The sequence below is a fragment of the Streptomyces sp. NPDC046727 genome (assembly GCF_040645635.1).
GTDB lineage: Bacteria > Actinomycetota > Actinomycetes > Streptomycetales > Streptomycetaceae > Streptomyces.
This window is the reverse complement of the sequence record NZ_JBEYYR010000032.1, coordinates 55,092-78,015: the sequence shown is the minus strand read 5'-3', so window position 1 is coordinate 78,015 and position 22,924 is coordinate 55,092. Positions and strand designations below refer to the sequence as shown.

The 22,924-nt window shown below is 71.2% G+C and carries 25 protein-coding genes and 2 pseudogenes; 11 read left to right on the top strand and 16 right to left on the bottom strand.

What is annotated here, in order from left to right:
- Positions 1 to 28: 28 nt before the first annotated feature.
- The 3 genes from ABZ937_RS31555 to ABZ937_RS31545 form a co-directional block, all read right to left on the bottom strand.
- Positions 29 to 454, bottom strand: a complete 426-nt coding sequence (locus ABZ937_RS31555; RefSeq protein ID WP_361696757.1) for a DUF3592 domain-containing protein — start codon at positions 452 to 454, stop codon at positions 29 to 31.
- Between the two features lie 68 nt (positions 455 to 522).
- Positions 523 to 1,392, bottom strand: a complete 870-nt coding sequence (locus ABZ937_RS31550; protein ID WP_361696756.1) for a class II glutamine amidotransferase — start codon at positions 1,390 to 1,392, stop codon at positions 523 to 525.
- A 96-nt stretch (positions 1,393 to 1,488) separates the two neighbouring features.
- Positions 1,489 to 1,935: an ASCH domain-containing protein gene (locus ABZ937_RS31545; protein WP_361696755.1), complete on the bottom strand. Its 447-nt coding sequence runs from the start codon at positions 1,933 to 1,935 to the stop codon at positions 1,489 to 1,491.
- Positions 1,936 to 2,131: 196 nt separating this feature from the next.
- Here ABZ937_RS31545 and ABZ937_RS31540 point away from each other — a divergent pair, with 196 nt between their 5' ends.
- Both ABZ937_RS31540 and ABZ937_RS31535 read left to right on the top strand, forming a co-directional pair.
- The gene (locus ABZ937_RS31540) at positions 2,132 to 3,262 is read left to right on the top strand and encodes an NAD(P)/FAD-dependent oxidoreductase (protein WP_361696754.1); all 1,131 of its coding nucleotides are present in this window, start codon (positions 2,132 to 2,134) and stop codon (positions 3,260 to 3,262) included.
- A gap of 576 nt (positions 3,263 to 3,838) precedes the next feature.
- Positions 3,839 to 4,000, top strand: a complete 162-nt coding sequence (locus tag ABZ937_RS31535; RefSeq protein WP_361696753.1) for a hypothetical protein — start codon at positions 3,839 to 3,841, stop codon at positions 3,998 to 4,000.
- Between the two features lie 240 nt (positions 4,001 to 4,240).
- Here ABZ937_RS31535 and ABZ937_RS31530 read toward each other — a convergent pair whose 3' ends face one another.
- Positions 4,241 to 5,230, bottom strand: coding sequence for a pirin family protein (locus tag ABZ937_RS31530; RefSeq protein ID WP_361696752.1), 990 nt, complete (start codon positions 5,228 to 5,230; stop codon positions 4,241 to 4,243).
- Positions 5,231 to 5,406: 176 nt separating this feature from the next.
- Here ABZ937_RS31530 and ABZ937_RS31525 point away from each other — a divergent pair.
- Positions 5,407 to 5,601, top strand: a pseudogene (locus ABZ937_RS31525) (ferritin-like domain-containing protein); the annotation flags it as partial.
- A gap of 27 nt (positions 5,602 to 5,628) precedes the next feature.
- Here the strand turns inward: ABZ937_RS31525 and ABZ937_RS31520 are convergent.
- From ABZ937_RS31520 to ABZ937_RS31510, 3 genes are all read right to left on the bottom strand, one after another.
- On the bottom strand, positions 5,629 to 5,886 hold the full coding sequence (locus ABZ937_RS31520; protein WP_361696751.1) for a hypothetical protein: 258 nt from the start codon (positions 5,884 to 5,886) through the stop codon (positions 5,629 to 5,631).
- An 88-nt stretch (positions 5,887 to 5,974) separates the two neighbouring features.
- The gene (locus ABZ937_RS31515) at positions 5,975 to 6,232 is read right to left on the bottom strand and encodes a hypothetical protein (protein ID WP_361696750.1); all 258 of its coding nucleotides are present in this window, start codon (positions 6,230 to 6,232) and stop codon (positions 5,975 to 5,977) included.
- The gene (locus tag ABZ937_RS31510; protein ID WP_361696749.1) at positions 6,219 to 6,476 is read right to left on the bottom strand and encodes a DUF6400 family protein; all 258 of its coding nucleotides are present in this window, start codon (positions 6,474 to 6,476) and stop codon (positions 6,219 to 6,221) included. Before ABZ937_RS31510 ends, ABZ937_RS31515 begins: the two co-directional genes overlap by 14 nt.
- A gap of 348 nt (positions 6,477 to 6,824) precedes the next feature.
- Between ABZ937_RS31510 and ABZ937_RS31505 the strand changes: the two are divergent.
- Positions 6,825 to 7,010, top strand: a pseudogene (locus tag ABZ937_RS31505) (AraC family transcriptional regulator); the annotation flags it as partial.
- A gap of 537 nt (positions 7,011 to 7,547) precedes the next feature.
- Here ABZ937_RS31505 and ABZ937_RS31500 read toward each other — a convergent pair.
- The 5 genes from ABZ937_RS31500 to ABZ937_RS31480 all read right to left on the bottom strand — a co-directional run bounded on the left by ABZ937_RS31500 (position 7,548) and on the right by ABZ937_RS31480 (position 12,521).
- Positions 7,548 to 8,417, bottom strand: coding sequence for an MBL fold metallo-hydrolase (locus ABZ937_RS31500; RefSeq protein WP_361696748.1), 870 nt, complete (start codon positions 8,415 to 8,417; stop codon positions 7,548 to 7,550).
- Between the two features lie 213 nt (positions 8,418 to 8,630).
- Entirely contained in the window at positions 8,631 to 10,031 is a 1,401-nt protein-coding gene (locus ABZ937_RS31495) for an MFS transporter (protein WP_361696747.1), read from the bottom strand.
- A 149-nt stretch (positions 10,032 to 10,180) separates the two neighbouring features.
- On the bottom strand, positions 10,181 to 10,903 hold the full coding sequence (locus ABZ937_RS31490) for an FAD binding domain-containing protein (RefSeq protein ID WP_361696746.1): 723 nt from the start codon (positions 10,901 to 10,903) through the stop codon (positions 10,181 to 10,183).
- A 136-nt stretch (positions 10,904 to 11,039) separates the two neighbouring features.
- Entirely contained in the window at positions 11,040 to 11,858 is an 819-nt protein-coding gene (locus tag ABZ937_RS31485) for an SGNH/GDSL hydrolase family protein (RefSeq protein WP_361696745.1), read from the bottom strand.
- Positions 11,859 to 11,927: 69 nt separating this feature from the next.
- Positions 11,928 to 12,521: a PadR family transcriptional regulator gene (locus ABZ937_RS31480; protein WP_361696744.1), complete on the bottom strand. Its 594-nt coding sequence runs from the start codon at positions 12,519 to 12,521 to the stop codon at positions 11,928 to 11,930.
- A gap of 55 nt (positions 12,522 to 12,576) precedes the next feature.
- Here ABZ937_RS31480 and ABZ937_RS31475 point away from each other — a divergent pair, with 55 nt between their 5' ends.
- Positions 12,577 to 12,969 carry a nuclear transport factor 2 family protein gene (locus ABZ937_RS31475; RefSeq protein WP_361696743.1) on the top strand — a complete coding sequence of 131 codons (393 nt, stop codon included), beginning with the start codon at positions 12,577 to 12,579 and terminating at the stop codon, positions 12,967 to 12,969.
- A gap of 135 nt (positions 12,970 to 13,104) precedes the next feature.
- Here the strand turns inward: ABZ937_RS31475 and ABZ937_RS31470 are convergent, their stop codons facing one another.
- Positions 13,105 to 13,797 (bottom strand): type 1 glutamine amidotransferase domain-containing protein, encoded by a 693-nt coding sequence (locus ABZ937_RS31470; protein ID WP_361696742.1) that lies wholly within the window; start codon positions 13,795 to 13,797, stop codon positions 13,105 to 13,107.
- Between the two features lie 199 nt (positions 13,798 to 13,996).
- Between ABZ937_RS31470 and ABZ937_RS31465 the strand changes: the two genes are divergently transcribed.
- Positions 13,997 to 15,598 carry an alpha/beta hydrolase domain-containing protein gene (locus tag ABZ937_RS31465; protein ID WP_361696741.1) on the top strand — a complete coding sequence of 534 codons (1,602 nt, stop codon included), beginning with the start codon at positions 13,997 to 13,999 and terminating at the stop codon, positions 15,596 to 15,598.
- Positions 15,599 to 15,644: 46 nt separating this feature from the next.
- Positions 15,645 to 16,595, top strand: coding sequence for a LysR family transcriptional regulator (locus ABZ937_RS31460; RefSeq protein WP_361696740.1), 951 nt, complete (start codon positions 15,645 to 15,647; stop codon positions 16,593 to 16,595).
- Between the two features lie 48 nt (positions 16,596 to 16,643).
- Here ABZ937_RS31460 and ABZ937_RS31455 read toward each other — a convergent pair whose 3' ends face one another.
- Both ABZ937_RS31455 and ABZ937_RS31450 read right to left on the bottom strand, forming a co-directional pair.
- A complete protein-coding gene (locus tag ABZ937_RS31455) occupies positions 16,644 to 17,432 on the bottom strand; it encodes a hypothetical protein (protein WP_361696739.1) in 789 nt (262 codons plus the stop codon).
- Between the two features lie 63 nt (positions 17,433 to 17,495).
- Positions 17,496 to 18,689, bottom strand: a complete 1,194-nt coding sequence (locus tag ABZ937_RS31450) for a serine hydrolase domain-containing protein (RefSeq protein WP_361696738.1) — start codon at positions 18,687 to 18,689, stop codon at positions 17,496 to 17,498.
- Between the two features lie 201 nt (positions 18,690 to 18,890).
- Between ABZ937_RS31450 and ABZ937_RS31445 the strand changes: the two genes are divergently transcribed.
- The 3 genes from ABZ937_RS31445 (at position 18,891) to ABZ937_RS31435 (ending at position 21,192) form a co-directional block, all read left to right on the top strand.
- Positions 18,891 to 19,343, top strand: a complete 453-nt coding sequence (locus ABZ937_RS31445; RefSeq protein ID WP_361696737.1) for a Rid family hydrolase — start codon at positions 18,891 to 18,893, stop codon at positions 19,341 to 19,343.
- A 37-nt stretch (positions 19,344 to 19,380) separates the two neighbouring features.
- The gene (locus tag ABZ937_RS31440; protein ID WP_361696736.1) at positions 19,381 to 19,779 is read left to right on the top strand and encodes an ACT domain-containing protein; all 399 of its coding nucleotides are present in this window, start codon (positions 19,381 to 19,383) and stop codon (positions 19,777 to 19,779) included.
- Between the two features lie 234 nt (positions 19,780 to 20,013).
- The gene (locus tag ABZ937_RS31435; RefSeq protein ID WP_361696734.1) at positions 20,014 to 21,192 is read left to right on the top strand and encodes a GDSL-type esterase/lipase family protein; all 1,179 of its coding nucleotides are present in this window, start codon (positions 20,014 to 20,016) and stop codon (positions 21,190 to 21,192) included.
- Between the two features lie 65 nt (positions 21,193 to 21,257).
- Here the strand turns inward: ABZ937_RS31435 and ABZ937_RS31430 are convergent, their stop codons facing one another.
- The gene (locus ABZ937_RS31430; RefSeq protein WP_361696733.1) at positions 21,258 to 21,833 is read right to left on the bottom strand and encodes a helix-turn-helix domain-containing protein; all 576 of its coding nucleotides are present in this window, start codon (positions 21,831 to 21,833) and stop codon (positions 21,258 to 21,260) included.
- 86 nt (positions 21,834 to 21,919) lie between these two features.
- Here ABZ937_RS31430 and ABZ937_RS31425 point away from each other — a divergent pair, with 86 nt between their 5' ends.
- Positions 21,920 to 22,843: an SDR family oxidoreductase gene (locus tag ABZ937_RS31425; RefSeq protein WP_361696732.1), complete on the top strand. Its 924-nt coding sequence runs from the start codon at positions 21,920 to 21,922 to the stop codon at positions 22,841 to 22,843.
- Positions 22,844 to 22,924 lie beyond the last annotated feature (81 nt).

The following is a 22,924-nucleotide window of genomic DNA, read 5'->3' as shown; positions in this document are numbered from 1 at the left end:
TCCCGGCACCGCATCTCCTCCGGGCGCCTCAGAGGGTGAGCAGACGGATGAGCAGCACCGTCACCGTGCCGACCGTGAACAGCGACCCCAGCACCACGCACAACAGGTCGACCGCCTTCATGTCCCAGCCCTCGATCACGAACCGGTGCGGGGCCTTCGGATCGTAGCGGACCACGACCTGCGCCCCCACGCCGAACCTGGGTCCCACCGTTGCGCGGCCGAACCTGGAGGAGTACTCGCACGTGCTTCCGTCCCCGGCCGTCCAGGCCGCGACCGGGTGGTAGAACGTGGCGCCCTCGTCGCTCCGCATGGCCTCGTGGCGGACGATCCGGGCCTTGGCATCGACACCGGTGCGGCGAAGCGCGCTGGCACGGCGGAGCCCGTGCACACCGAAGCCGAGGAAGACCACGCCGATCGTCAAGGGGATGAGAGAGAAAAGCCATGCACGTTCCATGTGCCATGCGACGCGTGCGCCGGGGGTGTCGGTTGCACGCCGAACGGCCGCTTCCTGTGACCGCGGGGCTATGCGGCCTTCTGGGAGGCGGCGGCCTCGGGGCGCAGGTCGTCGAGTGTGAGCCGGTGCGATGGCGGACCGGGCAGGACCACTCGGCGGTCGGTGTGCAGGTCGGGGCCGACGTGGACGAGTTCGCCGGGCTCCATCAGACGCCAGTGCGGGTTGTCGTCCATGCGTTCGCTGGCGACGATGACCGCGGGCTGGGCGGCCAGGTTGGCGGAGTGGATGCGCATACGGCCGTGGCTGCCGCTGTGGTCCAGATGGCGGCTGCCGTGCTGGCCGCCCGCCGGGCGCTCAAGGACGTACAGCTCATGGGTCTCCGGGTAACGCAAGGCCCACAGTTGATCGGGGGTGACAAGGATCAGGTTGAGGGCGTAGACAGGCAGGTTCCGGGCGACCCAGGCAGCGGCGTGCTCGATTCCGGCGGTGACGTCGCCGTCGTGCTCGCGGGTCTCCTGGGTGATCAGGGCGAAGAACCGCTCGGAGTCGGTGTCGCCCTTGACCAGTGTCCGGTCAGCACCCAGGCGGTCATCGAGCTGGTCCAGGCCCTCGATGACTCCGTTGTGCGCGAAGAGCCGTCCGTCCTGCTGGAAGGGGTGGGTGTTGCGGACATCCAGGCTGCCCGTGGAGGCGAAGCGGAGATGGGCCAGGAAGGTGACGGACTGCGCCTGGCGGGCGTCCTGAGCGAAAGCGCGGTCCTGGTAGGCCGCGATGGGGGCCTTGTCGATGTGTGGGGTGCCGTCGCCGGTGAAGTAGCCGAGGCCGGTGCCGTCCGGGTCGCGACGGCTCTGCCGGCTGAGGCTGTCGGGCGCGTCGAGGAGCCAGAAGGTGGCATGGGTGCGGCTCGGGGCACTGCTGAGGCCGAACAGGCGACACACGGGCAACCTCCTCGCTCGCCGGACAAACCGATTCTCGCAGGCGGCAGAGGGCATCGCCCACTTCAGCCGGCCTCGGCAGGGGGCACTGGCGGGGTGTCAGCTGTTAATGGTCGCGAAGGGCATGGGCTCGTCAAGGGCGACCACTCGGAAGCGTTCGGCAACGACGAGAGTGTCATCGTCGATGACCGGAGTGCGGCCCAGAAACTCGCTCACACCATCGCTCCGGAAGAACTCTTCATGGGCTGCCCGCCACTGCGCGACGTCGGCGTAACCGCGTCCCTCGGCTCGTGCGAAGTCGTCGTCGATCTCCTTCACAGGTACGACGCGCACGTCGACGAGCTCGATCGTGACGGCCGGACGGCCTTCGGAGTCAAGCACGGAGAATCGCTGACCGGCCATCGGTACCGCCTCTCCGGCGTGCTCGTAGATCTCCAGGAGACCGGTGAGCGCGGTCTTCCGGCCGCTCAGTATCGCCGCCACACCACGGTCACGTTCCGGACCGGGAAAGGCGAGTTCAAGGGTCGGAAGGTCGTCGTGTCCCATCGAGTGAGCCTACGAAGCCCGGTCACGTCGAGCAAGGGCGACCACCCCGCTCACGGCACCGGCACTGCTTCCGGGTGTCGGTCGTCTGTCGGGGGCCGTCGGTCCGATGTCGGCGGCTCGTCGGTGGGGGCTGGGACCTTTCTTGGAGAAGGCCGGCCGGAGCTCACCGGGCGGCCCCGATCATCCAGGAGCGACCATGCACACCCCTGTCACGATCATCGGCGCGGGACTCGGCGGACTCACGCTGGCCCGCGTCCTGCACCTCCATGGAATACCGGTCACGGTCTACGAGGCCGAGTCCTCCCCGGGGGCGCGGACGCAGGGCGGGATGCTCGACATCCACGACTACAACGGGCAGCTCGCCCTCAAGGCGGCCGGCCTGATGGACGAGTTCCGCGCCATCGTGCTGGAGGGACGCCAGGCGATGCGCGTCCTCGACCGGGACGGGACCGTCCTTCTCGACAAAGCCGACGACGGCACGGGCGGACGCCCCGAGGTGCAGCGCGGCGAGCTGCGGCAGATCCTGCTCGACTCGCTCCCGGCCGACACCGTCCGGTGGGGGCACAAGGTCAGCGTCGCCCGGGCCCTCGGCGAGGGGCGCCACGAGGTGACGTTCGCCGACGGCAGCACCGTCGTCACCGGGCTGCTGGTCGGCGCGGACGGGGCGTGGTCGCGGGTCCGGCCGCTGCTGTCCCCCGCGACACCCGCGTACTGCGGTACGTCGTGCGTCGAGACCTACCTGTTCGACGCCGACACCCGGCATCCCGCCACCGCGAAAGCCGTCGGCGGCGGGTCGATGATCGCGCCCGCGCCGGCCCAGGAGATCTTCGCTCACCGGGAAAGCGGCGACACCCTGCATGCCTACGTGATGCTGTCCCGGCCGCAGGACTGGTTCGCCGCCATCGATTTCACCGATGCCGACGCGGCCACCGCACGGATCGCCCAGGAATTCGACGGCTGGGCACCGGAACTCACCGCGCTGATCACCGACGGCGACACCGCGCCGGTCCTGCGCCCCATCTACGCTCTGCCGACCGGGCACCGGTGGGACCGGGTGCCGGGGGTGACCCTGCTCGGCGACGCCGCCCATCTGTCGGCCCCGAACGGCGAAGGCGCCAACCTGGCCATGCTCGACGGCGCCGAACTCGGCAAGGCCCTCGCCGCGCACCCCGACGACATCGAGGCCGCGCTCACCGAGTACGAGCAGGCCATGTTCCCGCGCAGCGCCGAGGGCGCCGCTGTCGACGGTGTGGAGTTGCCCGCGATCGACTCCGACGACAACACGGCTCAGGGCCTGATCGACATGTTCACCGAGAAGGACCGATGAGCCACTCAAGCCACGACCCGGCGCGGGTTGGACGCCCGCCCGGCCGACCGACCCGTGGCGTGGCCACCGTACGGCACCACCCTCATCTCGCGGTAGGACAGGGCGGGTTGAAGTCGGCCGCCGGGAAGTACCGTGTCCATTCGGCTCTGGTGATCCGCGGGTACGCGCTGTCGCAGACGCGGGCGGCGACGGCGTGCCACCGGGATTCCCATGCGCGGCGGTCACCCTGGCATGCCTCGACGTACGCGAGCGTGACACTCAGGCTCGGAAGCGTGCGCCAGGCTGCGGCGTCCGACAGTGTCGTGGACGCATAGTGCGCCCTTTGGGCCAGTACCCGACAGGGCGGCCGTCCTGCCGTCTCGCGCAGCTTCCGCAGGTCGGCCGCGAACCGTGTCAGCGGACCGGTGTCCGGGTCAAGCGGGCGTTCGGCGCGTGGCATGGCCTCCCTTTCCGTAGTCGCAACGCGGCGTCGATGTCCGGTCGTTGATGTCCGGCGTCCGCGTCCCGGCGCCGGACAACCCTCGGCGGCCAGGCATGGGCCAGCGCAATCGCGCACTGGCTACGAGGAGGAGAAGCATGAGAGCTGCGCAACGACTGGTGCCGCTGCTGGCGGCCATCGGGCTCGCGGTCGGCAGTGCCTTGACGGGGCCTCCGGCATACGCCGCGGCACCGCTGCTCAAGTCCAATCTGGTGAGCTGGAGTTGCAACGGAGCGCGGAGCCAGAGCTGGGACTTCTGAACGGTGGCCCGGCCCGGCACGTGAGGTGCGGGGCCGGGCCACGGTCACCTGGTACTCGCGCAGATCGTGCACTACGGCCCGAACCAACCCCCCGCCTCCACGACTTCACCCGGACAGAAGGAATGTCCCCCAGGCATAGGACTCGTGCGCCATGGACGAGGCCGGATCGGAACGGCTCGCAGTCACTCGGACGAGGCAACAGGCCTCCTGGACCAGCTGGGAGGCCAGGCCCTGGCCGGGTCAGTGACGCGGCGGATTCCGGCGCGGAGTGAGGGTGGCATGGGGGAGGGCGGGCGCGGGAAGACGGTCCCCCGGATACCCTTCGACGGCGCCGAAGCGGTCGGCAGCGTTGTGCCAGTCCTCGCGGGCCTTGGCAATGTCCTCGTGGCTGCGGCCGATGAAATTCCACCACATGACGATCTCTTCGTCGAAGGGGGTTCCGCCGAGGAGGACCGCCCGTGCGGTGTCGTCGGACTCGTTGGTCAGGGTGAGCGCGCCGGGGCCCGGGTGGACGTAGCCCAGCTCGGCGGGGCGCAGGAGGACGTCCGCCAGGCGGACAGCGCCCTGGTCGACGAGGAGGCCGTGCTCGAAGCCGGGGTCCACGATGAGCGTGACGGCCGCGCGCGGCCGGAGCACGATCTCGGCGCCCAGCAGCGGCGTGAAGGTCGGCACCGGGGAGGTGGACCCGGCGAGGGAGCCCAGGAAGACGCTGATCTCGGCGCCGTCGGTCCGTACGGGCTCGGGAGCGTAGTGCTGGAAGTCGCGTGCGGTGCCGCGGTGCTCCTCCGGCAGCGCCACCCACAGCTGGACGCCGTGCAGGATCGTGGTCCGCGGGGTGGAGACCTCCGAGTGACTGATGCCGTAGCCGCCGGTCATGAGGTTCAGCTCGCCGGGCCGTACGAAGGCGTGGCTGCCCAGGCTGTCGCGGTGTTCGATCTCCCCGCTGAAGAGCCAGCTCACCGTCTGCAGGCCGGTGTGGGGATGCGGGGCCACGTCCATGCCGCCGGTCGTGCTGACGTCGTCGGGGCCGTAGTGATCGGCGAAGCACCAGGCACCGATCAGGGTGCGGGCGCGCTGCGGCAGCGTCCGCCGCACCGTCATCGCGCGTGGCCCGCCGAGGGGTACGTCGCGGGGGGTCAGGACGTCGACCCGGGGCGCCCCGGCAGCCGGCTCGCCGTCCGCCTCCGTGCCGCATCGCACTTCGACGGGGTCGGTCTCGACATTGCTCATCGTGAATCACCTCTCAGCCCACACGGGCAGCTCGGTCCGCACCGACATCGTCAATTGTTCCACATTCAACCATCATGCGGCCGGGCAGGCTCACGGGCCATCGTGATGCGTCCACGGACAGAAAAACGCGTGCGCTGACGGACGCCTACGCATGCGCTCCCGGGCAACCCGGCACCCGGCACGTCACCGAGATCACCTCGATCCCGCGTCCGCCGGACGGGGTGGAGGAGGTCCTGGCGATGCTCTCGCGGCTCCTCGAAGCCCCCGAGACCATCCTGACCGAGGCCCATGACGCCGCCGCCCGCACCGCCGAGCTGGGCGACGATGGCACCAATGACCTGCTGGTCTCGCAGATCATCCGCACCGGCGAACACGCCAGCCGGGAGTCGCCGATGACCTCACCTCTGCGGGTGGCGCGCACCACGGCCGCGGTCGGCGCCGTTCATGCCCTTGGCGGCGGGCCAGATCGAGTCCATCCGGCGCGCGACTCGACGCCCGTAGAACAGGCTCAGCACCACGAAGACCACCACGGCACCCGTCCAGGACCCCGACTCGACGAGCACGAAGGCTGCGAAGAAGGCGTCGGCGGCGAGGCCGGCGCCCACGGCCCGGCTCACCGTCCCCCGCCGCCACAGCCGGCCCGGAACGAGCATCACCCGTTCACGGTGACCATCGCCCGACCCGGTCGCAACGACCGCACCGGCACGTCGACCCGGGCACACGCACACGGACCGGGGTGCCTGGTCACTGTCCTCGTAGGTCGCCGGGCGTGCGTGTCCACCGGGTGCGGGTGGCGCCGAAGCCCGTCTCGTGGTCCCAGATGTGGGTGCACGAAGGGCACTGCAGGTGGAGGAGGCTGCCGGTGTTCGACAGCAGGTAGCGCCAGTGGTCCGTGCACCTGCGCCGGTCCTCGCACCTGGGGCATCCCAGGTGGTCCCGACAGTTCGGGCAGGTCACCCAGGCCCGGCGTCCGATGTCCGCCTGGGGATCAAGCGGAAGCACGGCCGTCCCCGCGCTGCGGGAGGACACCGGCCGCGACGAGGGTGTCGTACAGCCGCTGCTGCTCCTCGTCGAGGCCCGAGTACAGCAGGTCGTACGCCGCCTCCTCGTCACGCATCACCTTGACGGGATCCCAGTCGGCGCCGAGTGACTCCATCACATGGGCCCGCCGGGTCATTTCATGGCCGGTGAGGTCGACGGCGAAGTCGACCGGCTCGTCAGGAAGTGCGGCATTTGAGGCGGACATACCACCGAACCTAGGTTCGCCTTCCCCGCTTCGACAAGAGCACGTGGGAGACATCACAGCAGGCCAGTGGTGCCCGGCCGCGCATTCCCGATCTCACGGATGCACGGTGTGTCCGGAACAGCGCACTTCCCGAAGGGCGGAGATCATGTCGCCGTATTCATCCACGCCGGAACCAGGGCTCGTGGACATGGGGGTGTCCGACGAGGTCGACTGCGGCACGATCCGCACAGCGATGCTGGGCCCGATGCAGGCCGCGAGGCATACGTGCGGCCGGGGCAGCTCTCCCCGCTCGACTCCGGGTCGGCGCTCGGCGGATTGCTGACACCGTTCCTGTCCCGGCTCGTGGAGGCCGCCGTGGCCCACCGCTGGGGGTTCACCAGCGCCTCCCACTTCAGCCGGGTGTTCCGGGCGGCTTACGGGGTCTCCCCCGCCGAGCGGCGATCCATCGCTGGCGCGACCACCTGTACCGGCTGGCCAGGACGGTGCCCGTGTTCATCCCGGAGATCCAGGCCGTGCCATGAAGCCGAGCGGTGAAATCCCGGTGCGGGACGGCGAGCGCCCTCGTTAGGGTTGCGCGCGTGGAATACGTGCGTTCGGCGGGGCCGACGGGTTTCAGGTAGCCCGCCAGGAGAGACCTGGCGGTTGCCGCGAACGGAGTCCCGTGACCCGCACCGCCCACCACATGCGCCCGTCCCACGCTCGGAGTGCCCAAGGCCGCTCTTCAGGCAGGCCCTGGCATTCCGTCGTGCTCCACGACCTCAGATACAGCACCCGCAGCCTCCTCGAAGCAGCGCAGGAGTCCAGAAGGCCCCGGCCTCGCGCGATCCGCCGCACGGTGGACGTCTACTCGTTCCCTCGACACCAGCGGGACCGGTCCGTCGCCCGCTGGTCCGCCGAGGAGGAGCGCCGAACGCGCCAGCGGCTCCGAGCCCGGACAGGGGCCCTCCTGCGGCTGGTGAATTCGCCCACCGGCCGGCTCGCACTCGATGCCGCGGACGCGGTGGACATACCGCCGGCACGCCACCGGCGCGGCTCGCTCTGGCTCGCCTAGCGGGTCCGGAAGGCGTCACGTCACCAGCGGACGGCCGTGATGTCGATCGGCCGGGGGTGCAGCAGCTGCGTGCGCTCCGTCAGGCCGCGCAGTCGCCGGGCCATCTCGTCGGGCGGCAGGTACCGCCGGTCTCCGTGGCCCGGCAGGACCCACTCGAACCGCAGCCTGCCCGCCGTCCGGGCCAGGGAGCGGGCCAGTTCCTCGATGGAGTACCAGGTCACGCTCTCGGCGACCTCCAGATCACCGGTCGTACGCGACCAGTAGAAGCTGTCACCGCTGAAGCAGTAGCGGTCGTCGGCGAGGTAGAGGACGCTGCCCCGGGTGTGCCCGGGGAGCGGGTGGACGGTGACGCCCTCGGCGATCTCCAGCGGTTCGAGTCCGCGGATCACCTGGTCCGCGTCCGGCGCGGCGTCCAGGTCGCCCTCGTGGATCCACAGCCGGGCACCGAAGTGGTCGGCGTAGCGGCGGCCGTGTGCGGCGTGGTCGCGATGGGTGAGCAGGACGTCGGTGACAGGGCCCGACGCCGTGTACCGCTCGGCCAGTTCGCGGCTGAAGCGGGGCGTGTCGATCATCATGGCGCTGCCGGACGGCCGTAGCAGCAGGTAGGAGTTGGCGCCCGCGTTGTGTGTCGAGTTGTGCCCGCAGATCAGCACCCCGTCGTCGAGGGCCATCGGGAACGGGTCCAGCGTCTGGTCCGCGCGCCCGGTCACCGGCCGGATCGAGCGGGTCGGGCAGGCGAAGACGGCGGCGTGTAAGCGCTGGTTCTCCGCCTCGTCGGCCGGCGGGCGCAGGATCCGCGACTTCCCGTCGACCTCGCCGATCAGCTCGGGCGCGAACTGCCGGGCCACATCGCAGTTCGTGCAGCGGTCGTCCACGTACCATCCGTCCACGGCTGGGCTCCTTCCACGGGGAAGCGGCCTCGGCGGAGGCCGCCCTTCCAGGGGTATCCCGTCGGCTGTCGAATCGGTAGGCCGTGCCGACCTTGTGTTTCCGGTTCCGTGGCGCTCTCGGCACGCTTCCCAGCCGGGGACAAAAAGGGCGGATCCCATGATAGAGGATCTTGCGTTGCCCTGGTCATCTCCTGGCGGGTTCCTCCGGCGCGCTCAGCGTGTCCGCGCCGCCGCGGCCGTACCGGGTGCCTCGTTCTGAACCCGTGGCTTCGGCCGGGCGGCGTAGGCCACGAGGAGTACGACGGCTCCGCAGGCGGCGACCAGGATCCAGCCGGGGCGGGAGGCGTGGGCGAGTCCCGTCGGGCCGGTGCCCGCGACCAGGCCGCCGGCGAGGGCGATGCCGAGGGCGGCGCCGACCTGGCGTGCGGTGGAGGTGATCGCGCCCGCCACGCCGGCCCGGGCGGGCGGCAGTCCGCTGACCGCGGTGTTGGTGATCGGCGCGTTGGCGAAGCCGAACCCGACGCCGATCAGCAGGTAGGCGAACAGGAGCAGGAGGAGGCTCGTGTCCCGGTCGAGCCCGGCCAGGCACAGCCCGCCCGCGGTGAGGAAGCCGCCGGCCAGGCTCAGCGGCAGCCTTGGGCCGGTACGGCCGACCAAACGGCCGGACCAGGGGGCGCAGACGGTCGCTCCGACCGCCATGGGGAGGGTCGCCGTCCCGGCGGCCAGCGGGCTGTACCCCCGGGTGTGCTGAAGGTAGAGGGTGTTGAGCAGCAGCGCCGCGTTCAGGGCGACGAACACGGCCACGGCCCCCAGGACCGCACCGCTGAACACCGGGCCACGGAAGAGCCGGGGGTCCATCAGCGGCTCGTCCTGCCGGAACTCCACCCACACGAATCCCGCCGTCGCCACGGCGGCCACGGCGTAGGCGGCGAGCGCCGCCGGCGACGTCCAGCCGATGCGGGGCCCTTCGATGAGGACGCCGACCCAGACCCCGATCGTCACGGTCAGCAGGATCTGCCCCGGTACGTCGAGCCGTCGCGCCTGCTGTGCCCGGGACTCGGGCACGAACACCGCGCTGAGCACGAGGGCGGCGACGACGACCGGAGCGTTGATCCAGAACAGCGACCGCCAGCCGAGGCCCGCGACGAGGGCTCCGCCGGTGACCGGGCCCGCGGCCATGCTGAGCCCGAACACCGAGGCCCAGATGCCGATCGCCTGCGCCCGTTCCCGTGGATCGGGCATCGCGTTCACCACGATCGCGAGGGCCACGGGGCTGAGCATGGAGGCACCGATGCCCTGCACCGCGCGGGCCGCGACCAGTGCGCCCACCGTCGGGGCCAGGGCGCAGGCCAGCGAGGCCATGCCGAAGACGGTCAGCCCCCACTGGAACACCCGTCGGCGCCCGAACCGGTCCGCCAGCGCGCCGGAGGAGATCAGCAGTCCGGCCAGGACGACGGTGTACGCGTCCACGGTCCACTCCAGGCTGCGTGTCCCCACGCCCAAGCCCTGCCCGATGGCGGGCAGGCCGACGTTGACGACCGTGGTGTCCAGGCCGACCAGGAACATGCTCAGGCAGCAGACGGCCAGCACGGTCCAGCGTCTGCGTCTGCTCAACAGCGGGGGCTGGGCAGGGGAAATCGTCGTCACGGTCGTCGTCCGCCTCTCCGGTACACGGGTCGTACCCGGCCAGGCTCAGGCAGGACGATGCCCATCGACCAGCTTCTTTGCCGACATCGCAAACGACCGGAGGCTCGGCTGTCCGCTCAGTTCGCGCCGCGGCCCTCCAGGAGGCCGACGACCTGCGGGCGGATGGATTCCCAGGCGGTGGCGGGCAGTTCGCCGAGGGCCGTGCCGCGCAGTGCGACGAGGGTCTCTTCGGCGTCGGCGCCGCAGGGGGTGGTGCCGCTGAGCACGTCGTAGCCGTCCCGTACGGCGACGCGCAGCCGGTCGGGCCCCTCGTCCCCGGCGTGCAGTGCGGAGGCCACGACGAGGGGTGGCTCCCCGCCGGCCTCGCCGGGCAGCTTGCGGTACGCCGAGGCGATCGGCGTGCGCCAGCGCAGGCTGAGCAGAAGGGGACGCTTGGCGACCACCTCGGCGAGGTCGGTCTCGTGGAGGCCGTCGGGTTCCAGGACCGTGGCCCGGGCGTCCAGGACGAGTGCGGCGGGCAGCAGGCAGCGCAGCGTACTGCCGACGAGGTTGCCGCCGACCGTCGCCGTCCGTCGTACGGCACCGGTGCCGACGGTGGCGGCGGCCAGCCGTAGGACGTCCGGGACCCGTTCGTCTATTCGGTGCAGGACGACGGCGCCGCCCAGGGTCTCCCGTCCCATCGCGTTGGCCTCCGGCACCTCACGGAGGGACATGGCGAGTTCGGGGAATCCGTCCCGTTGCCAGGTGGCCCAGACGAGCGTCGCGCCGCCTATGGGTACGGCCCCCTCGGTCAGACATTCCTGGGCTTCCGTCACGGACGTGGGCAGACGCAACAGCACGGCGGCCGACCTGCCTTTCTGGTACTCGGACCCTGGGCGGAGGGCACCCGGCCGCCCGCCCCGCGACAGCGCAGTCTTCTCGTACGGAAGGGGGCGCGTGCAGGGCTCACACGTGCATGGAACGCGCGCTCACCCGTCAGGTGCCGCCCTGAGCGTGCTCGGCGGCGAGGGGGGTGAGAGGGGTGAGGCGCGGGCGTTTGGCGGTACGGCCCTCGCCCGAGGAGCGGCCGCGCAGGCGCCTGCCGATCCAGGGCCCCAGGAAGTCGGCGGCCCAGCGCAGTTCGCCGACACCGGCGCGCCAGCCGACGGGGGCCGGGGCCGGCGGGATGGGCAGCGGGTGCGTCCAGGAGTCGTCGCTGTCCGGCAGGGCGAGGGCGTGGGCGACGGCGGCGGCGATGCGCTGGTGACCGAGGGGGCTGGCGTGCAGGCGGTCCGGGCTCCACAGGCGGAGGTCGGTGACCACGGCGTGGTGGCTGGTCTCCGCGACCACGACGCCGTGCCGGCGTGCGGCCTCGCGGATGCGGTGATTGAGGGCGGTGACCCGGTGACGGACGGGCCGGGCCAGCGGGGTGATGCGGGCGACATCGGGGAAGGTGAGTGTGGCGACGCGGGCCCCCTGGGCGGTGAGCGCGGCGAACATCGCCTCCAGGTGAGCGCCGACCTCGTCGGCGTCGAAGCGGGGCCGCAGCAGGTCGTTGACCCCTGCCACCACCGTCGCCAGGTCCGGCCGCAGGGCGAGGGCCGGGGCGAGTTGTTCGGCGTGGACCTGGCCGGCGAGGCGGCCACGGACGGCGAGATTGGCGTACGTCAGGTCGGGGTTGTGCCGGGCCAGGTGCGCGGCGAGGCGGTCGGCCCAGCCGCGCAGCCCCGTCGTGTCGTCGCCGTCACCGACGCCCTCGGTCTGACTGTCGCCGAGAGCGACGAACCGCGAGAAGTGATCCGCTGTGCCGGGCATGGGCGGGGCCTCCGTTCGGTGAGTGGGGCGGAGAGGTCGTGGTGCGCGGGGAGGTCGTGAGACGGGGCTTCACGCCTCTGAGGTGACCGGCTTGTGTCCCCCGGCCGTCATCGCGCGTCGTTCGAGTCTGCGGAGCGCGATCTCGCCCCACCGGAGGTTCTCCCGTTCGAAGGCCATACCGCGCAGCAGCGTCAGGTACGGCCCGACCCGTTCGGCCTCCGCGAAGAACTCGTCCTCCGTACGCCCCTTCAGGAGGCGCTCCCGCAGCCGTTCGTAACGCGCGAGCTTGGCCGCGGCCCACTCACCACGTTCCGTGATCGCCGCTCGGACGGCCTCGATGTCGCCGACGTCCGCGCACTGCACCTTGACCATCAGCTCGTCGCGGATGGCCGTCGGCCTGCCCGGCGGTTCGGCGACGTAGGCGCGCACCGCCGCCATCCCGGCTTCGGTGAGCGAGAAGAGCCGCTTGTTCGGCCGGCGCTCCTGCTCGACGACCCGGGCGACGATGAGCCCCTCGCCCTCCATGCGTTCGAGCTCCCGGTAGAGCTGCTGCGGGGTGGCCATCCAGAAGTTCGCGACGGAGGCGTCGAACTCCTTGGCGAGGTCGTAGCCGGACGCTTCTCCTTCGAGGAGCGCGGCCATCACCGCGTTACGCAATGCCATGCGGTCACGATAGTGTCCAACGCACCTACTCAACAAATTGACTAGAGGTGATCTCGTGCACCCCTTCCGCAAGGCCGTCGAGACCGGAGACCACGCCGCCCTGGAGGCGCTGCTGGCCGAGGACGTCGTGTTCACCAGCCCGGTCGCCTTCAAGCCGTACCCGGGCAAGGCGATCACCGCCGCGATCCTGCGCGGCGTCTCCCGTGTCTTCGAGGACTTCACGTACGTCCGCGAGATCGCGAACCCCGACGGCCGCGACCACGCCTTCGTCTTCACCGCCACCGTCGACGGCAAGCAGATCCAGGGCTGCGACTTCCTCCACTTCGACGAGGCGGGGAAGATCGACGACTTCCTGGTCATGGTCCGACCGCTGTCCGCCGCGAAGGCACTCTCCGAGGCCATGGGCGCCCAGTTCGACCGGATCGCCCGAGAAGCAGCTGGGCAGTGACCGAGATCCAGGTGGTCGCCGCCGGAACGCGTCGTCCTTGTCGCGGACGTACTGGTGGACCGCTGACCGGGACACGCCCATAGTGGTGGTGTAGGCGGCGTCGCCGGCCTCGTCGCCCCGGTCAGCATCCACTGCTCAGCCCAGCTTCTTCAGCAGCTCGGCGGCGAGCGGGGCGGAGGAGGCGGGGTTCTGGCCGGTGACGAGGTTGCGGTCGACGACCACGTTCGGCGCCCACGGCTCGCCGGCCCGGACGTCGACTCCGGCCTCTTCGAGGCGCGTCTGGAGCAGCCACTTCGCCTTGTCGGCGAAGCCTGCCTGCGTCTCCTCGGCGTTGGTGAACGCGGCCACCCGGTAGCCGGCGAAGGCGTTGGCGCCGTCCCGTTCGGCGGCGAGCAGCGCTGCCGGGGCATGGCAGACCACACCGAGCGGCTTGCCGGAGGCGAGGGTGTCAATGAGGAGCTTGCCGGAGGTGGCGTCGACGGCGAGGTCTTCCATGGGGCCGTGGCCGCCGGGGTAGAAGACGGCGTCGTAGTCGTCCAGGCTGACGTCCTCCAGGCGGATCGGGTTCTTGATCTCGGCGATGGAGGCGAGGGTCGCGGCGATCTTGTCGGCGCCCTGCTGACCGCCGTTGACCTCGGGAGCGAGGCTGCCCTTGTCGACGGTGGGGACGACGCCGCCCGGTGTGGCGACGACGACCTCGTGGCCGGCGGCCTTGAATGCCTCGTACGGGGCGACGGCCTCCTCGGCCCAGAAGCCGGTGGGGTGCTGGGTGCCGTCGGCCAGCGTCCAGTAGTCGACGCCGGTCATCACAAAGAGGATCTTCGACATGGTGTGTCTTTCGGGGAGGGTGACTGCTCCTGCTCACTGACGCTCTCGAACGTAGGCTCCCGAGGCATTTGTTTCCAATGAAGACGCCTATGCCTGACATTGGGACTTCTATACCTTCCTGGCCTACCGCGGCTCCAGGGCCGCCGCCACGCTCCCGGTCGGGCCGCCATGATGCCCGCCCGCGCAGGAGGGACGAACCATGAAATCGCTGAAATCGCTGGATCCCGGACGGACCTCACAGTGCCTGCTCCGGTCGGGCCCTGGCCCACTGGTCGCACTCACCGCCGCCACGGCCCTGGTCGGCAGCCTCCTCGCCGCAGGCCCCGCGGCCGCCACCGCGCCGCGGGACACCCCGGCCGCCGATTCTCTCGCCGTTCCGCACCTGACCGGCCCCCTGCCGGACACCCCCCGCTCCCATGCCTTCGGCGGCGCGGCGCACACGCGGCGGCCCGAGGGCCTGGGGAAGGTGGGCTACGTGGAGGAGGAGTACCTGGTCAGCGGGACAGCGAATGTCTACAGCTGGCCCGGGCCCGGACCGGCGCAGGTGCGGACGGCCGGGGTGCCGTACACGACCCGCATCCTGGTGCGCCGACCGGTGACGTCCTCGCACTTCAGCGGCACGGTCGTGACAGAGATGCTCAACCCGTCCAATCTGTTCGACCTGAACATCGGCTGGGCGTTGATGCACCGTCAACTCATCGCGAGCGGCGACGTATGGGTGGGCATCACCGCCAAGCCGACCGCCGTGCAGGCGCTGCAGAAGTTCGACCCCGAGCGGTACGGCTCGCTGAACTTCGCCAACCCGCTGCCGCTGGACGACCCGCGCAACTGTGCCACCGTCCCCGGTGATTCCTCTCGCACCACCGAGAACGGCCTGGCCTGGGACATCTACAGCCAGGTCGGCCATCTGCTGCGGACCGACAGCCCCGCCAACCCGGCCCGTTACCGCGACGGCCGCCACGCCGACCACCTCTACGGCTTCGGCTACTCGCAGACCGGCGGCTACCTGTACAACTACATCAACGGCATCCATCCCCTGGACGTCCGGCGACGCGGTGGCAAGCCGGTGTACGACGGCTACCTGGTCGCCGTCGCGGGTGGCGACTTCGCCGGCGCGGTCCCGATGAACCAGTGCGACCCGGTGCCCGCCAAGGGCGATCCACGCAAGCAGTTCGAGAACGTCGGGGTACCGATCGTCCACATCATGTCCCAGTCGGACTACCTCGCCGGTATCGACGCCCGACGTCCCGACGGCGACGCTCCCGCCGACCGCTACCGGCACTACGAGATGGCCGGCGCCGGCCACGCCACACCGGACGAGCTGTACTACGCCGCCGCCCCCGCCGACATCGAGAAGGCAGGGCGCGGTGTGCCGCCCATGAACTGCAACGAGGGCCCACGCAGCCGCTTCCCGAGCCATGTGTTCTTCGACGCCGCCCTCGGCAATCTCGACGCCTGGGTCCGGCACGGCACCCCGCCGCCGCACGCCGACCCCATCGCGGTGCACGACGGCCGACCGGTGCTCGACGAGCACGGCAACGTTCGCGGCGGGCTGCGCTCCCCGTATCTGGACGTACCCTCCAGCACCTGGAACGGCACTTCCACCGGCCCCTCCTTCTGCCGGATAGCCGGCCATGAAGTCCCCTTCGACGCAGAGAAGTTGACTCAGCTGTACGCGACGCACCGGGCGTACGTCCGTGCGGTGGCCAAGGACACGCGAGACCTCGTCGCCGGCCGCTACCTCACCCCGGCCGACGGACACGACATCGTGCGTGAAGCACAGCGCGCCGCGATTCCCTGACACCGGCAGAGAATGCCTGCCATAGGAAAACACGTAGGCTGTCTACGTGAGCGATAGCAACTCTCATGGCAAGGATCCGGCGCCGCAGCCGGCCGGCAGCCCGCACCCGCTCGATCTGAACCTGCTGCGCACGTTCCTCGCCGTGTACCGGTCCGGCTCGTTCACCGGTGCCGCCCAGCTGCTGGGTCTGTCGCAGCCCACGGTGACGACGCAGATGCGCACGCTGGAGCGGCAGACGCGACGGGAACTGTTCGAGCGGCTTCCGCGTGGGGTCGCGCCGACGGCCGTGGCCGACGAACTCGCGGCGCGGGTCGCGCCGGGGCTCGACATGCTCGCCGCGGTCGCCGGCCCGGACGCGGCGGCGGGCCGGACGGCCGAACCGGTGCACCTCGCGGGTCCCGCCGAGTTTCTGTGCACCGGCGTGCTGCCGGCACTGGCGCCGCTCGTGGCCGAGGGAGTGCGGCTGCGGGTGGCGGTGGGGCTGACCGACGCACTGCTCGACGAGCTGCGGGCCGGCCGCCACGACCTGGTGATCGCCACGACCCGCCCACGGGGCCGTACGCTGTCGGCGGTCCCGCTGGCGGACGAGGAGTTCGTCCTCGTGGCGGCACCCTCGTGGGCCGAGCGCCTGAAGGAGCCGCTCGCCGTCGAGGGACCGTCGGTGCTCCACTCGGTTCCCCTGGTGACCTACGCGGAGGACCTGCCCATCGCCCGCCGCTACTGGCGTCATGTCTTCGGCCGCCGGCTCTCCTGCCCCGCCGCCGTCACCGTGCCGGACCTGCGTGGCGTGAAGGCCGCGGTCATGGCCGGCGCGGGCTTCTCCGTGCTGCCGCGCTACCTGTGCGCCGACGAACTGGCTTCCGGCGACCTCCTGCTCCTGCACGAAGCCGACGACCCCCCGATCAACACCGGATACCTCGTCCAGCGCCCCGGCGTCCCCGACAACCCGGACGTGGTCCGCGTCCGCGACCACTTGCTGCACACCGTCCGCGGCTAGCCGAGGTCGAACATGCCCTCTGTGGTGGAGGCAGGTGGCGCCCGCCGGTCAGTGCAGGTCCGCCTGAAAGGGGTGCCGGTGGTCGGCGGGGCACGTGAAGATCCTCAGCTCGCCGTAGCGGCCGACGACCACACCGGTCTCCGTGTCGCTCGCCACGGTGAACAGCAAGGTCATCTCCGTTCCGCACGCACCGCACCGGAACACGGAGGGGTATGCCAGGTGCCAGGTCGGCCAGCCGCCCAGCTTCCAGCCCGGGACGCGCGTGATGCCGTCGCCACCGTCGCCGGTCTCACGGACCAGGTCGGCCAGCCGGGGGCGGAGTTCCGGCGGCAGTTCGTCCCGGTAGGGAAAGTCCGTCGCGTGCTCAGCGGTGACGGAGCACGCCTGGGGCAGGTAGCCGTCCTCGTCGTACCGCGACGGGGACGGTGGCGTCGTCAGCGGACTCACCACGTCGGCGGCTCGGCGCCAGCGGATCTCCAGCACCGGGCTGACATCGGCCTGCTGCGCCGGAGGGTCCCAGTGTTCGTTCGGGCACCACAGGATCTGCAGGAGGTCGGCGTCGGCGGGCCACCACGGACCGGGCACATCGCGCCGGTGGACCTGGGCGACCGGCACCATGGCGGTGGCCGGCACTCCGTCAGGGCTGTCCACGTCGGGCAAGGAGCACTCAGGCCACGCCTCGTCGCTCGGCCACAGCAGCGGGCCACCGATCGAACTGCTCCCCGCGTCCGGCTCGCCGCGCCCGGGGTGCAGGACGACCGCGTCGCGCGCGTACGGTGCCAGTTCGGGGAGCGCGGCGAGTATCGCTTCGGTCGACGGTCTGGAGCTGCGCGTCATCGTGCCCTCTGGTCGGCTGGTCGGCTGGCCGTCGGCAGGGTACAGGCCCGGTGTGACAACGGATCATGAACGCTGTGGGTGCGGGGACGTGAGAGCGGTGACGACACGGGTGATCATGTCCTCCTGGGCGTTCAACGGTGTCGGGGTGTACGACAGGACGAAGCTGGTGGTCAGGTCGCGGGTGGCGAACATGCGCGTGCGGTATCCGTACGACTCTCCGGACTTCCCCCAGAACGTCGTGCCGTTCACCGTGGCCGTCTGCAGGCCCATGCCGTACCGCGCCGGGCTGCCGTCCAGCATGCGCACGGTGGGCGGCGGCAGGGTGACCATCTTCTCCAGCGCTCGCGGCGGCAGCACTGCGCCGCTGAACAGGGCGTGCTGGAAGCGGAAGAGGTCGTCGGCGGTGGCGACCAGTTCGCCCTCGCCCCAGGAGGCGGACTGGTCGTAGACCGTGGCGTCGCGCAGGGTGCCGTCCGTCATGCGCAGGTAGCCATGGATGTGCGGGCCGTGGATACGCGGATCGTCGCCGGGGAGGAAGGTCCGGGTCAGTCCGAGGGGGCGCAGGATCCGGGAGGCGATCACGTCGCCGTAGCGGCGTCCGGTCGACTGCTCCGTCAGCAGGGCGAGGAGCACGTAGTTGATGCCGCGGTACTCCTGCTTGGTGCCGGGCTCGAACTTGAGGGGGGCGTGCGTCACCGTGCCGACCAGTTGCTCAGGCGTCCAGTGGTCGAAGCGGTGGCGCAGGACGGTTTCCGGGGTGCTGAGGTCCGGCAGGCCCTGGGCATCGGGCAGACCGCTGGTGTGGTTGAGCAGGTGGGCGATCCTGACCCGGCGGAATCCGGCGGGCAGCCCGAGGCCCGGGAGCGCGTGGGTGACGGGGGCGTCGAGATCCACCCGGCCTTCCGCCCAGAGCTGGAGGACGGCGGTCGCCACGAGGGCCTTCGTCACGCTGCCCGCCCGGAACCGGTCGTCCCTCCGCACGGGCCGCCTGTCGGCGCTGTCCGTCGCGCCCGCCGTGCCGTACCACCGGCTGCCCTGCCACTCCACCAGGAGCTGGGCGGCGGTCGCCTCCGGATGGGCGAGGTCGCTGATCGCGGCGCGTAAGGCGGTGAAGTCGGCCGGTGCAGGCGGCGTGGATGCCCGCGCTGTGGCGCCGCCGGTGGCGAGTGTCAGGGCTCCCGCCGCACAGGCGCCCGTGAAGGCTCGTCGGGAAGGGAACGTCGTGGTCGTACCGGCCGTCTCATTCGTGTGCGTCATGTCCACCATGCTCCCGCCGCCGTCGTGTGACCGACATCCGGGTTGTCCCTGACCGGGCCCTTGTGTGAACCCTGAGGAAGGGTGGAATGACCCGTATCGCCCGGGCGTTGGGGAGTCGAGAGACGACTGTTGCCCGCGGATACGCACGTGCCGTACCCCGTCTGCCGGGGCGGCGGTGCCCGAAGGAAGGAAGCACGTTCCATGGCGCGCGACGAGCGCACGATCACCAACCCGCCCGCCGTTCACGACCCGACGCCCTTCGGCTACAGCCACGCCGTCTCGGCACCGGGCCAACTCGTCTTCATCGCGGGCCAGTACGCGTCCGACGCCGCCGGCGCACCGGTGCCCGGGGACTTCGCCGCACAGGTGGACCTGGCCTTCGACCGTCTGCGGCTCGTCCTGGAAGCGGAGGGGCTCGGCTGGGAACACGTCGTCCGGCTCGGCACCTTCATCGTCGACCACGACGCCGAGAAGCTGGAGGTGCTCGGCAAGGCTCTGCACGCGCGCTTCGGGGACCGGCTGCCGGCCCAGACGCTGAGCGGCCTGGCGTCGCTCGCGCTGCCCGGCATGCTGTTCGAGGTCGACGCGGTCGCCGTCCGGCCCGCCCCGCTGCCGGAGCCGGCGGCCACGGATGCTCGGACGGAGGAATCCTGAGCGGCCGTCCGGCCGGACGGCCCTTAGTGTGGGGCATGTGACGGGCGAAACTGATCTGCGCACCCTGCTCAGCGGCATGCGACCGGAGCTGAATCCGGGCCGCTACGTCTTCACCATGGCCGAGGGCGGCGTACCTTCCGGGGTCTCCCCCGTGGTCACGGTCGCCGAGCAGGAAGGCCTCACCCTTGTGGTGTCGCAGGCGGACGCCGACGCGGCGGGGATGGCGTACGACTATGTGGCCGGGTGGATCACTCTGCGCGTCCACTCCGCGCTGGACGCGGTCGGGCTGACCGCCGCGGTCGCCCGCGCGCTCGCCGACGCGGGCCTGAGCTGCAATGTCGTAGCAGGCTTCCACCACGACCACCTTTTCGTGCCCTACGAGCACGCCGAGCAGGCGCTGGAGGTCCTGCGACGACTCTCCGGCACCGCCGGCTGAGCCGCGGCGGACCGGGCACCGCCCTCAGCTGTCCGGTGTCCCGGACGGCGCCAGGACCGCGACTGCCAGCCGGTCGCGGAACCAGCGGTGCCCCGGATCGGGCGAGTTGCGCGGGTGCCGGGCGTCGACGTCCCACCCAGTCCTGTCGCGGCACGCCAGTTGCCTAAAGCCTTTAGGAAAAGTCATAGTGTCTTTCGGTGAACATCCGACAACCTTGATCAACAGGCTGAGGCAATGACCGCTGAGCACGACACGATCACCACACCTGTCACCGCGGACATCCTGCGCGGCTTCGTCGACGTGGAAGCGACCGCGCAGGGCCTGCTGCCGCATCGGCTGCCCGCCCGGGCGCGCCGGCAGATCCCTGACGACCAACTGGCCGTGGCCGAGGCCCAGCCCTCCGGCGTACGGCTGGCCTTCCGCACCCGGGCCACCAGGATCGAACTGGACACGCTGCCCACCAAGCGCGTCTACCGGGGATTCCCGGCCCCGGCGGACGGCGTGTACGACCTGCTGATCGACGGCCGTCTCGCGGCCCAGGCCACGGTGGCCGGAGGCAACGTGCACACGATCACCGACATGGTCACCCAGTCCTCCGAGCTGTCGGAGGGCCCTGCCGGCACCGCCCGGTTCGCCGACCTGCCGGCGGGTGACAAGGACATCGAGATCTGGCTCCCGCACACGGAGATCACCGAGCTGATCGCCCTGCGCACCGACGCCCCCGTCGAGCGGGCACCGGACAGCGGGCGCAGGGTGTGGGTGCACCACGGCAGTTCCATCAGCCACGGCTCGAACGCCACGCATCCGACCGCCATCTGGCCGGCTCTGGCAGCCGCGTTGGGCGAAGTGGAGCTGGTCAACATGGGGTTCGGCGGCAGCGCGCTGCTCGACCCGTTCACCGCACGCGCCATACGGGACACCCCCGCGGACCTGATCAGCGTCAAGGTCGGCATCAATGTCGTCAACGCCGATGCCATGCGCCTGCGCGCCTTCATCCCCGCGGTCCACGGCTTCCTCGACACCATCCGCGAGGGCCGTCCGACCACACCCTTGCTGGTCGTCTCCCCCATCCTGTGCCCGGTCCAGGAGGACACGCCCGGCCCTCTCGCCCCCGACTTCGCCGGCGGCACCTTGCGGTTCAGGGCGACGGGCGATCCGGCCGAACGCGCCGCGGGACGCCTGACGCTCAACGTCATCCGCGACGAACTCGCCCGGATCGTCGCACAGCGGGCGGCCGACGACCCGAACCTGCACTATCTCGACGGCCGTGACCTGTACGGCGAGAGGGACTACGCCGAGTTCCCGCTGCCCGACGAGGTCCACCCTGATCCGGCAGGTCACCGCCGCATCGGCGAGAACTTCGGGCGGCTCGCGTTCGGCGAGGGCGGCCCTTTCGCGACCAGGACCCGCTGACCTAGATCAGTACCTACGACCTGGATCAGTACCTACGACCTGGATCAGTACCTACGGCCGCGAACCTAGCGGCCCGCGGCCACCGCCCTGAACTCCGTCAGCGCCTCCCGCACCAGCTGCGCCATGTCCCGCCCCTCGGCGTTCTCCGCCGCGTCGATCCAGCGCTCGAAGCCCACCTTGAACACGGCCACCCCGGCCTCGGCGGCCAGGCTCGCGGCCGGCTCCGTGACGCCGCGCCGGCGGAGGGTGTCGGCGAGGGCGGCCGACAGGGAGGCGAGCTTGATCAGCTCGCGCTCCTGGAGTTCCGCGTTCGCCGTGATCACGGCCTGGCGCCTGCGCGCGAAGTCGCGTCGGTCGGCGAAGAACTCGGAGACCGCGTCGAGCCCGAGCGCCACCGCGTCGATCGGCGCCGCGCCCTCCGGAGCGTCGGCGACCGCCCGCACGATCAGTTTCTCCAGGTCGCCGGAGCCGGAGAACAGCACCTCACGCTTGTCGGCGTAGTGCCGGAAGAAGGTCCGCTCGGTCAGCCCGGCCCGCTTGGCGATCTCCGCCACGGTCGTCTGCTCGTACCCGCGCTCGCTGTAGAGCTCCAACGCCGCTTCCGCCAGGCGCCCCGGCGTGTTCGGCTCCCATCTGCCCATGCGCAGATCCTACGTGATGGCAGTGACTGACATGGAGTGCTACTGTCGATGACAGTCACTGACATCGAGAGTCTGGGGTTCCTCCCATGCGTATCTTCGTGACCGGGGCGTCCGGCTGGATCGGCTCCGCCCTCGTACCGGACCTGATCGAGGCGGGGCATCAGGTCGTCGGGCTCGCCCGTTCCGACGCCTCGGCCGCCGCGCTCACTTCGGCAGGGGCCGATGTCGTCCGGGGCACCGTCGACGACCTCGACGTCCTGCGGGCCGCGGCCGACGCCTCGGACGGGGTGATCCACCTCGCCTTCAAGCACGACCTGGCGTTCAGCGGCGGCTTCCAGGAGGCCGCCGAGGCCGACCGTCGTGCCGTCGACGCCTTCGGCGACGTTCTCGCCGGGACCGACCGGCCCTTCGTGCTGGCCTCCGGGCTGGCCGGCTTCGCGCCCGGGCAGCTCGCGACCGAGCGGGACATGCCCGTGACCGAGGGCTCGCCCGTCGTGATCCGGGCGGCCACCGCCGCGGCTGTGCTCGCCTTCGCCTCGCGCGGTGTGCGCTCGTCCGTGGTGCGGCTCTCCCCGACCTGCCACGGCGACGGAGACAAAGGTTTCATGGCGACGCTGGTCGCCATCGCCCGCGCCAAGGGCGTCTCCGGGTACATCGGCGACGGTGCCAACCGGTGGCCTGCCGTGCACCGTCTCGACGCGGCACGGCTGTTCCGGCTGGCCGCCGAGAAGGCGCCCGCCGGGTCGGTGCTGCACGGTGTGGCGGAGGAGGGTGTCACGATCCGGGACATCGCGGAAGTGATCGGGCGTCATCTCGATGTGCCGGTCACGTCCGTGGCGCCCGAGGCCGCCGCCGAGCACTTCACCTGGCTGAGCGGCTTCCTCGGCCTCGATGTCGCGGCGTCGAGCACGCTCACCCGCGAACTGCTGGACTGGGAGCCGGTCCAGCCCGGCCTCCTCGCGGATCTCGACAAGGGGCACTACTTCCACAGCCCCGCCACCACCGGCTGACCGGCACCGGCCGGACCGGGCATGGAAAAGTCCTGGCGGGGGGCGCGGGCCGGGGGGGGGGGGGGGGGACCCCCGCAGGGG

Bases quoted from the DNA above. Each gene is read 5' to 3' on its own strand.
- ABZ937_RS31555 (WP_361696757.1), bottom strand. From the start codon at position 454: ATGGAACGTGCATGGCTTTTCTCTCTCATCCCCTTGACGATCGGCGTG.
- ABZ937_RS31545 (WP_361696755.1), bottom strand. From the start codon at position 1,935: ATGGGACACGACGACCTTCCGACCCTTGAACTCGCCTTTCCCGGTCCG.
- ABZ937_RS31540 (WP_361696754.1), top strand. From the start codon at position 2,132: ATGCACACCCCTGTCACGATCATCGGCGCGGGACTCGGCGGACTCACG.
- ABZ937_RS31535 (WP_361696753.1), top strand. From the start codon at position 3,839: ATGAGAGCTGCGCAACGACTGGTGCCGCTGCTGGCGGCCATCGGGCTC.
- ABZ937_RS31530 (WP_361696752.1), bottom strand. From the start codon at position 5,230: ATGAGCAATGTCGAGACCGACCCCGTCGAAGTGCGATGCGGCACGGAG.
- ABZ937_RS31510 (WP_361696749.1), bottom strand. From the start codon at position 6,476: ATGTCCGCCTCAAATGCCGCACTTCCTGACGAGCCGGTCGACTTCGCC.
- ABZ937_RS31485 (WP_361696745.1), bottom strand. From the start codon at position 11,858: ATGCCCGGCACAGCGGATCACTTCTCGCGGTTCGTCGCTCTCGGCGAC.
- ABZ937_RS31480 (WP_361696744.1), bottom strand. From the start codon at position 12,521: ATGGCATTGCGTAACGCGGTGATGGCCGCGCTCCTCGAAGGAGAAGCG.
- ABZ937_RS31470 (WP_361696742.1), bottom strand. From the start codon at position 13,797: ATGTCGAAGATCCTCTTTGTGATGACCGGCGTCGACTACTGGACGCTG.
- ABZ937_RS31465 (WP_361696741.1), top strand. From the start codon at position 13,997: ATGAAATCGCTGAAATCGCTGGATCCCGGACGGACCTCACAGTGCCTG.
- ABZ937_RS31455 (WP_361696739.1), bottom strand. From the start codon at position 17,432: ATGACGCGCAGCTCCAGACCGTCGACCGAAGCGATACTCGCCGCGCTC.
- ABZ937_RS31450 (WP_361696738.1), bottom strand. From the start codon at position 18,689: ATGACGCACACGAATGAGACGGCCGGTACGACCACGACGTTCCCTTCC.
- ABZ937_RS31445 (WP_361696737.1), top strand. From the start codon at position 18,891: ATGGCGCGCGACGAGCGCACGATCACCAACCCGCCCGCCGTTCACGAC.
- ABZ937_RS31435 (WP_361696734.1), top strand. From the start codon at position 20,014: ATGACCGCTGAGCACGACACGATCACCACACCTGTCACCGCGGACATC.
- ABZ937_RS31430 (WP_361696733.1), bottom strand. From the start codon at position 21,833: ATGGGCAGATGGGAGCCGAACACGCCGGGGCGCCTGGCGGAAGCGGCG.
- ABZ937_RS31425 (WP_361696732.1), top strand. From the start codon at position 21,920: ATGCGTATCTTCGTGACCGGGGCGTCCGGCTGGATCGGCTCCGCCCTC.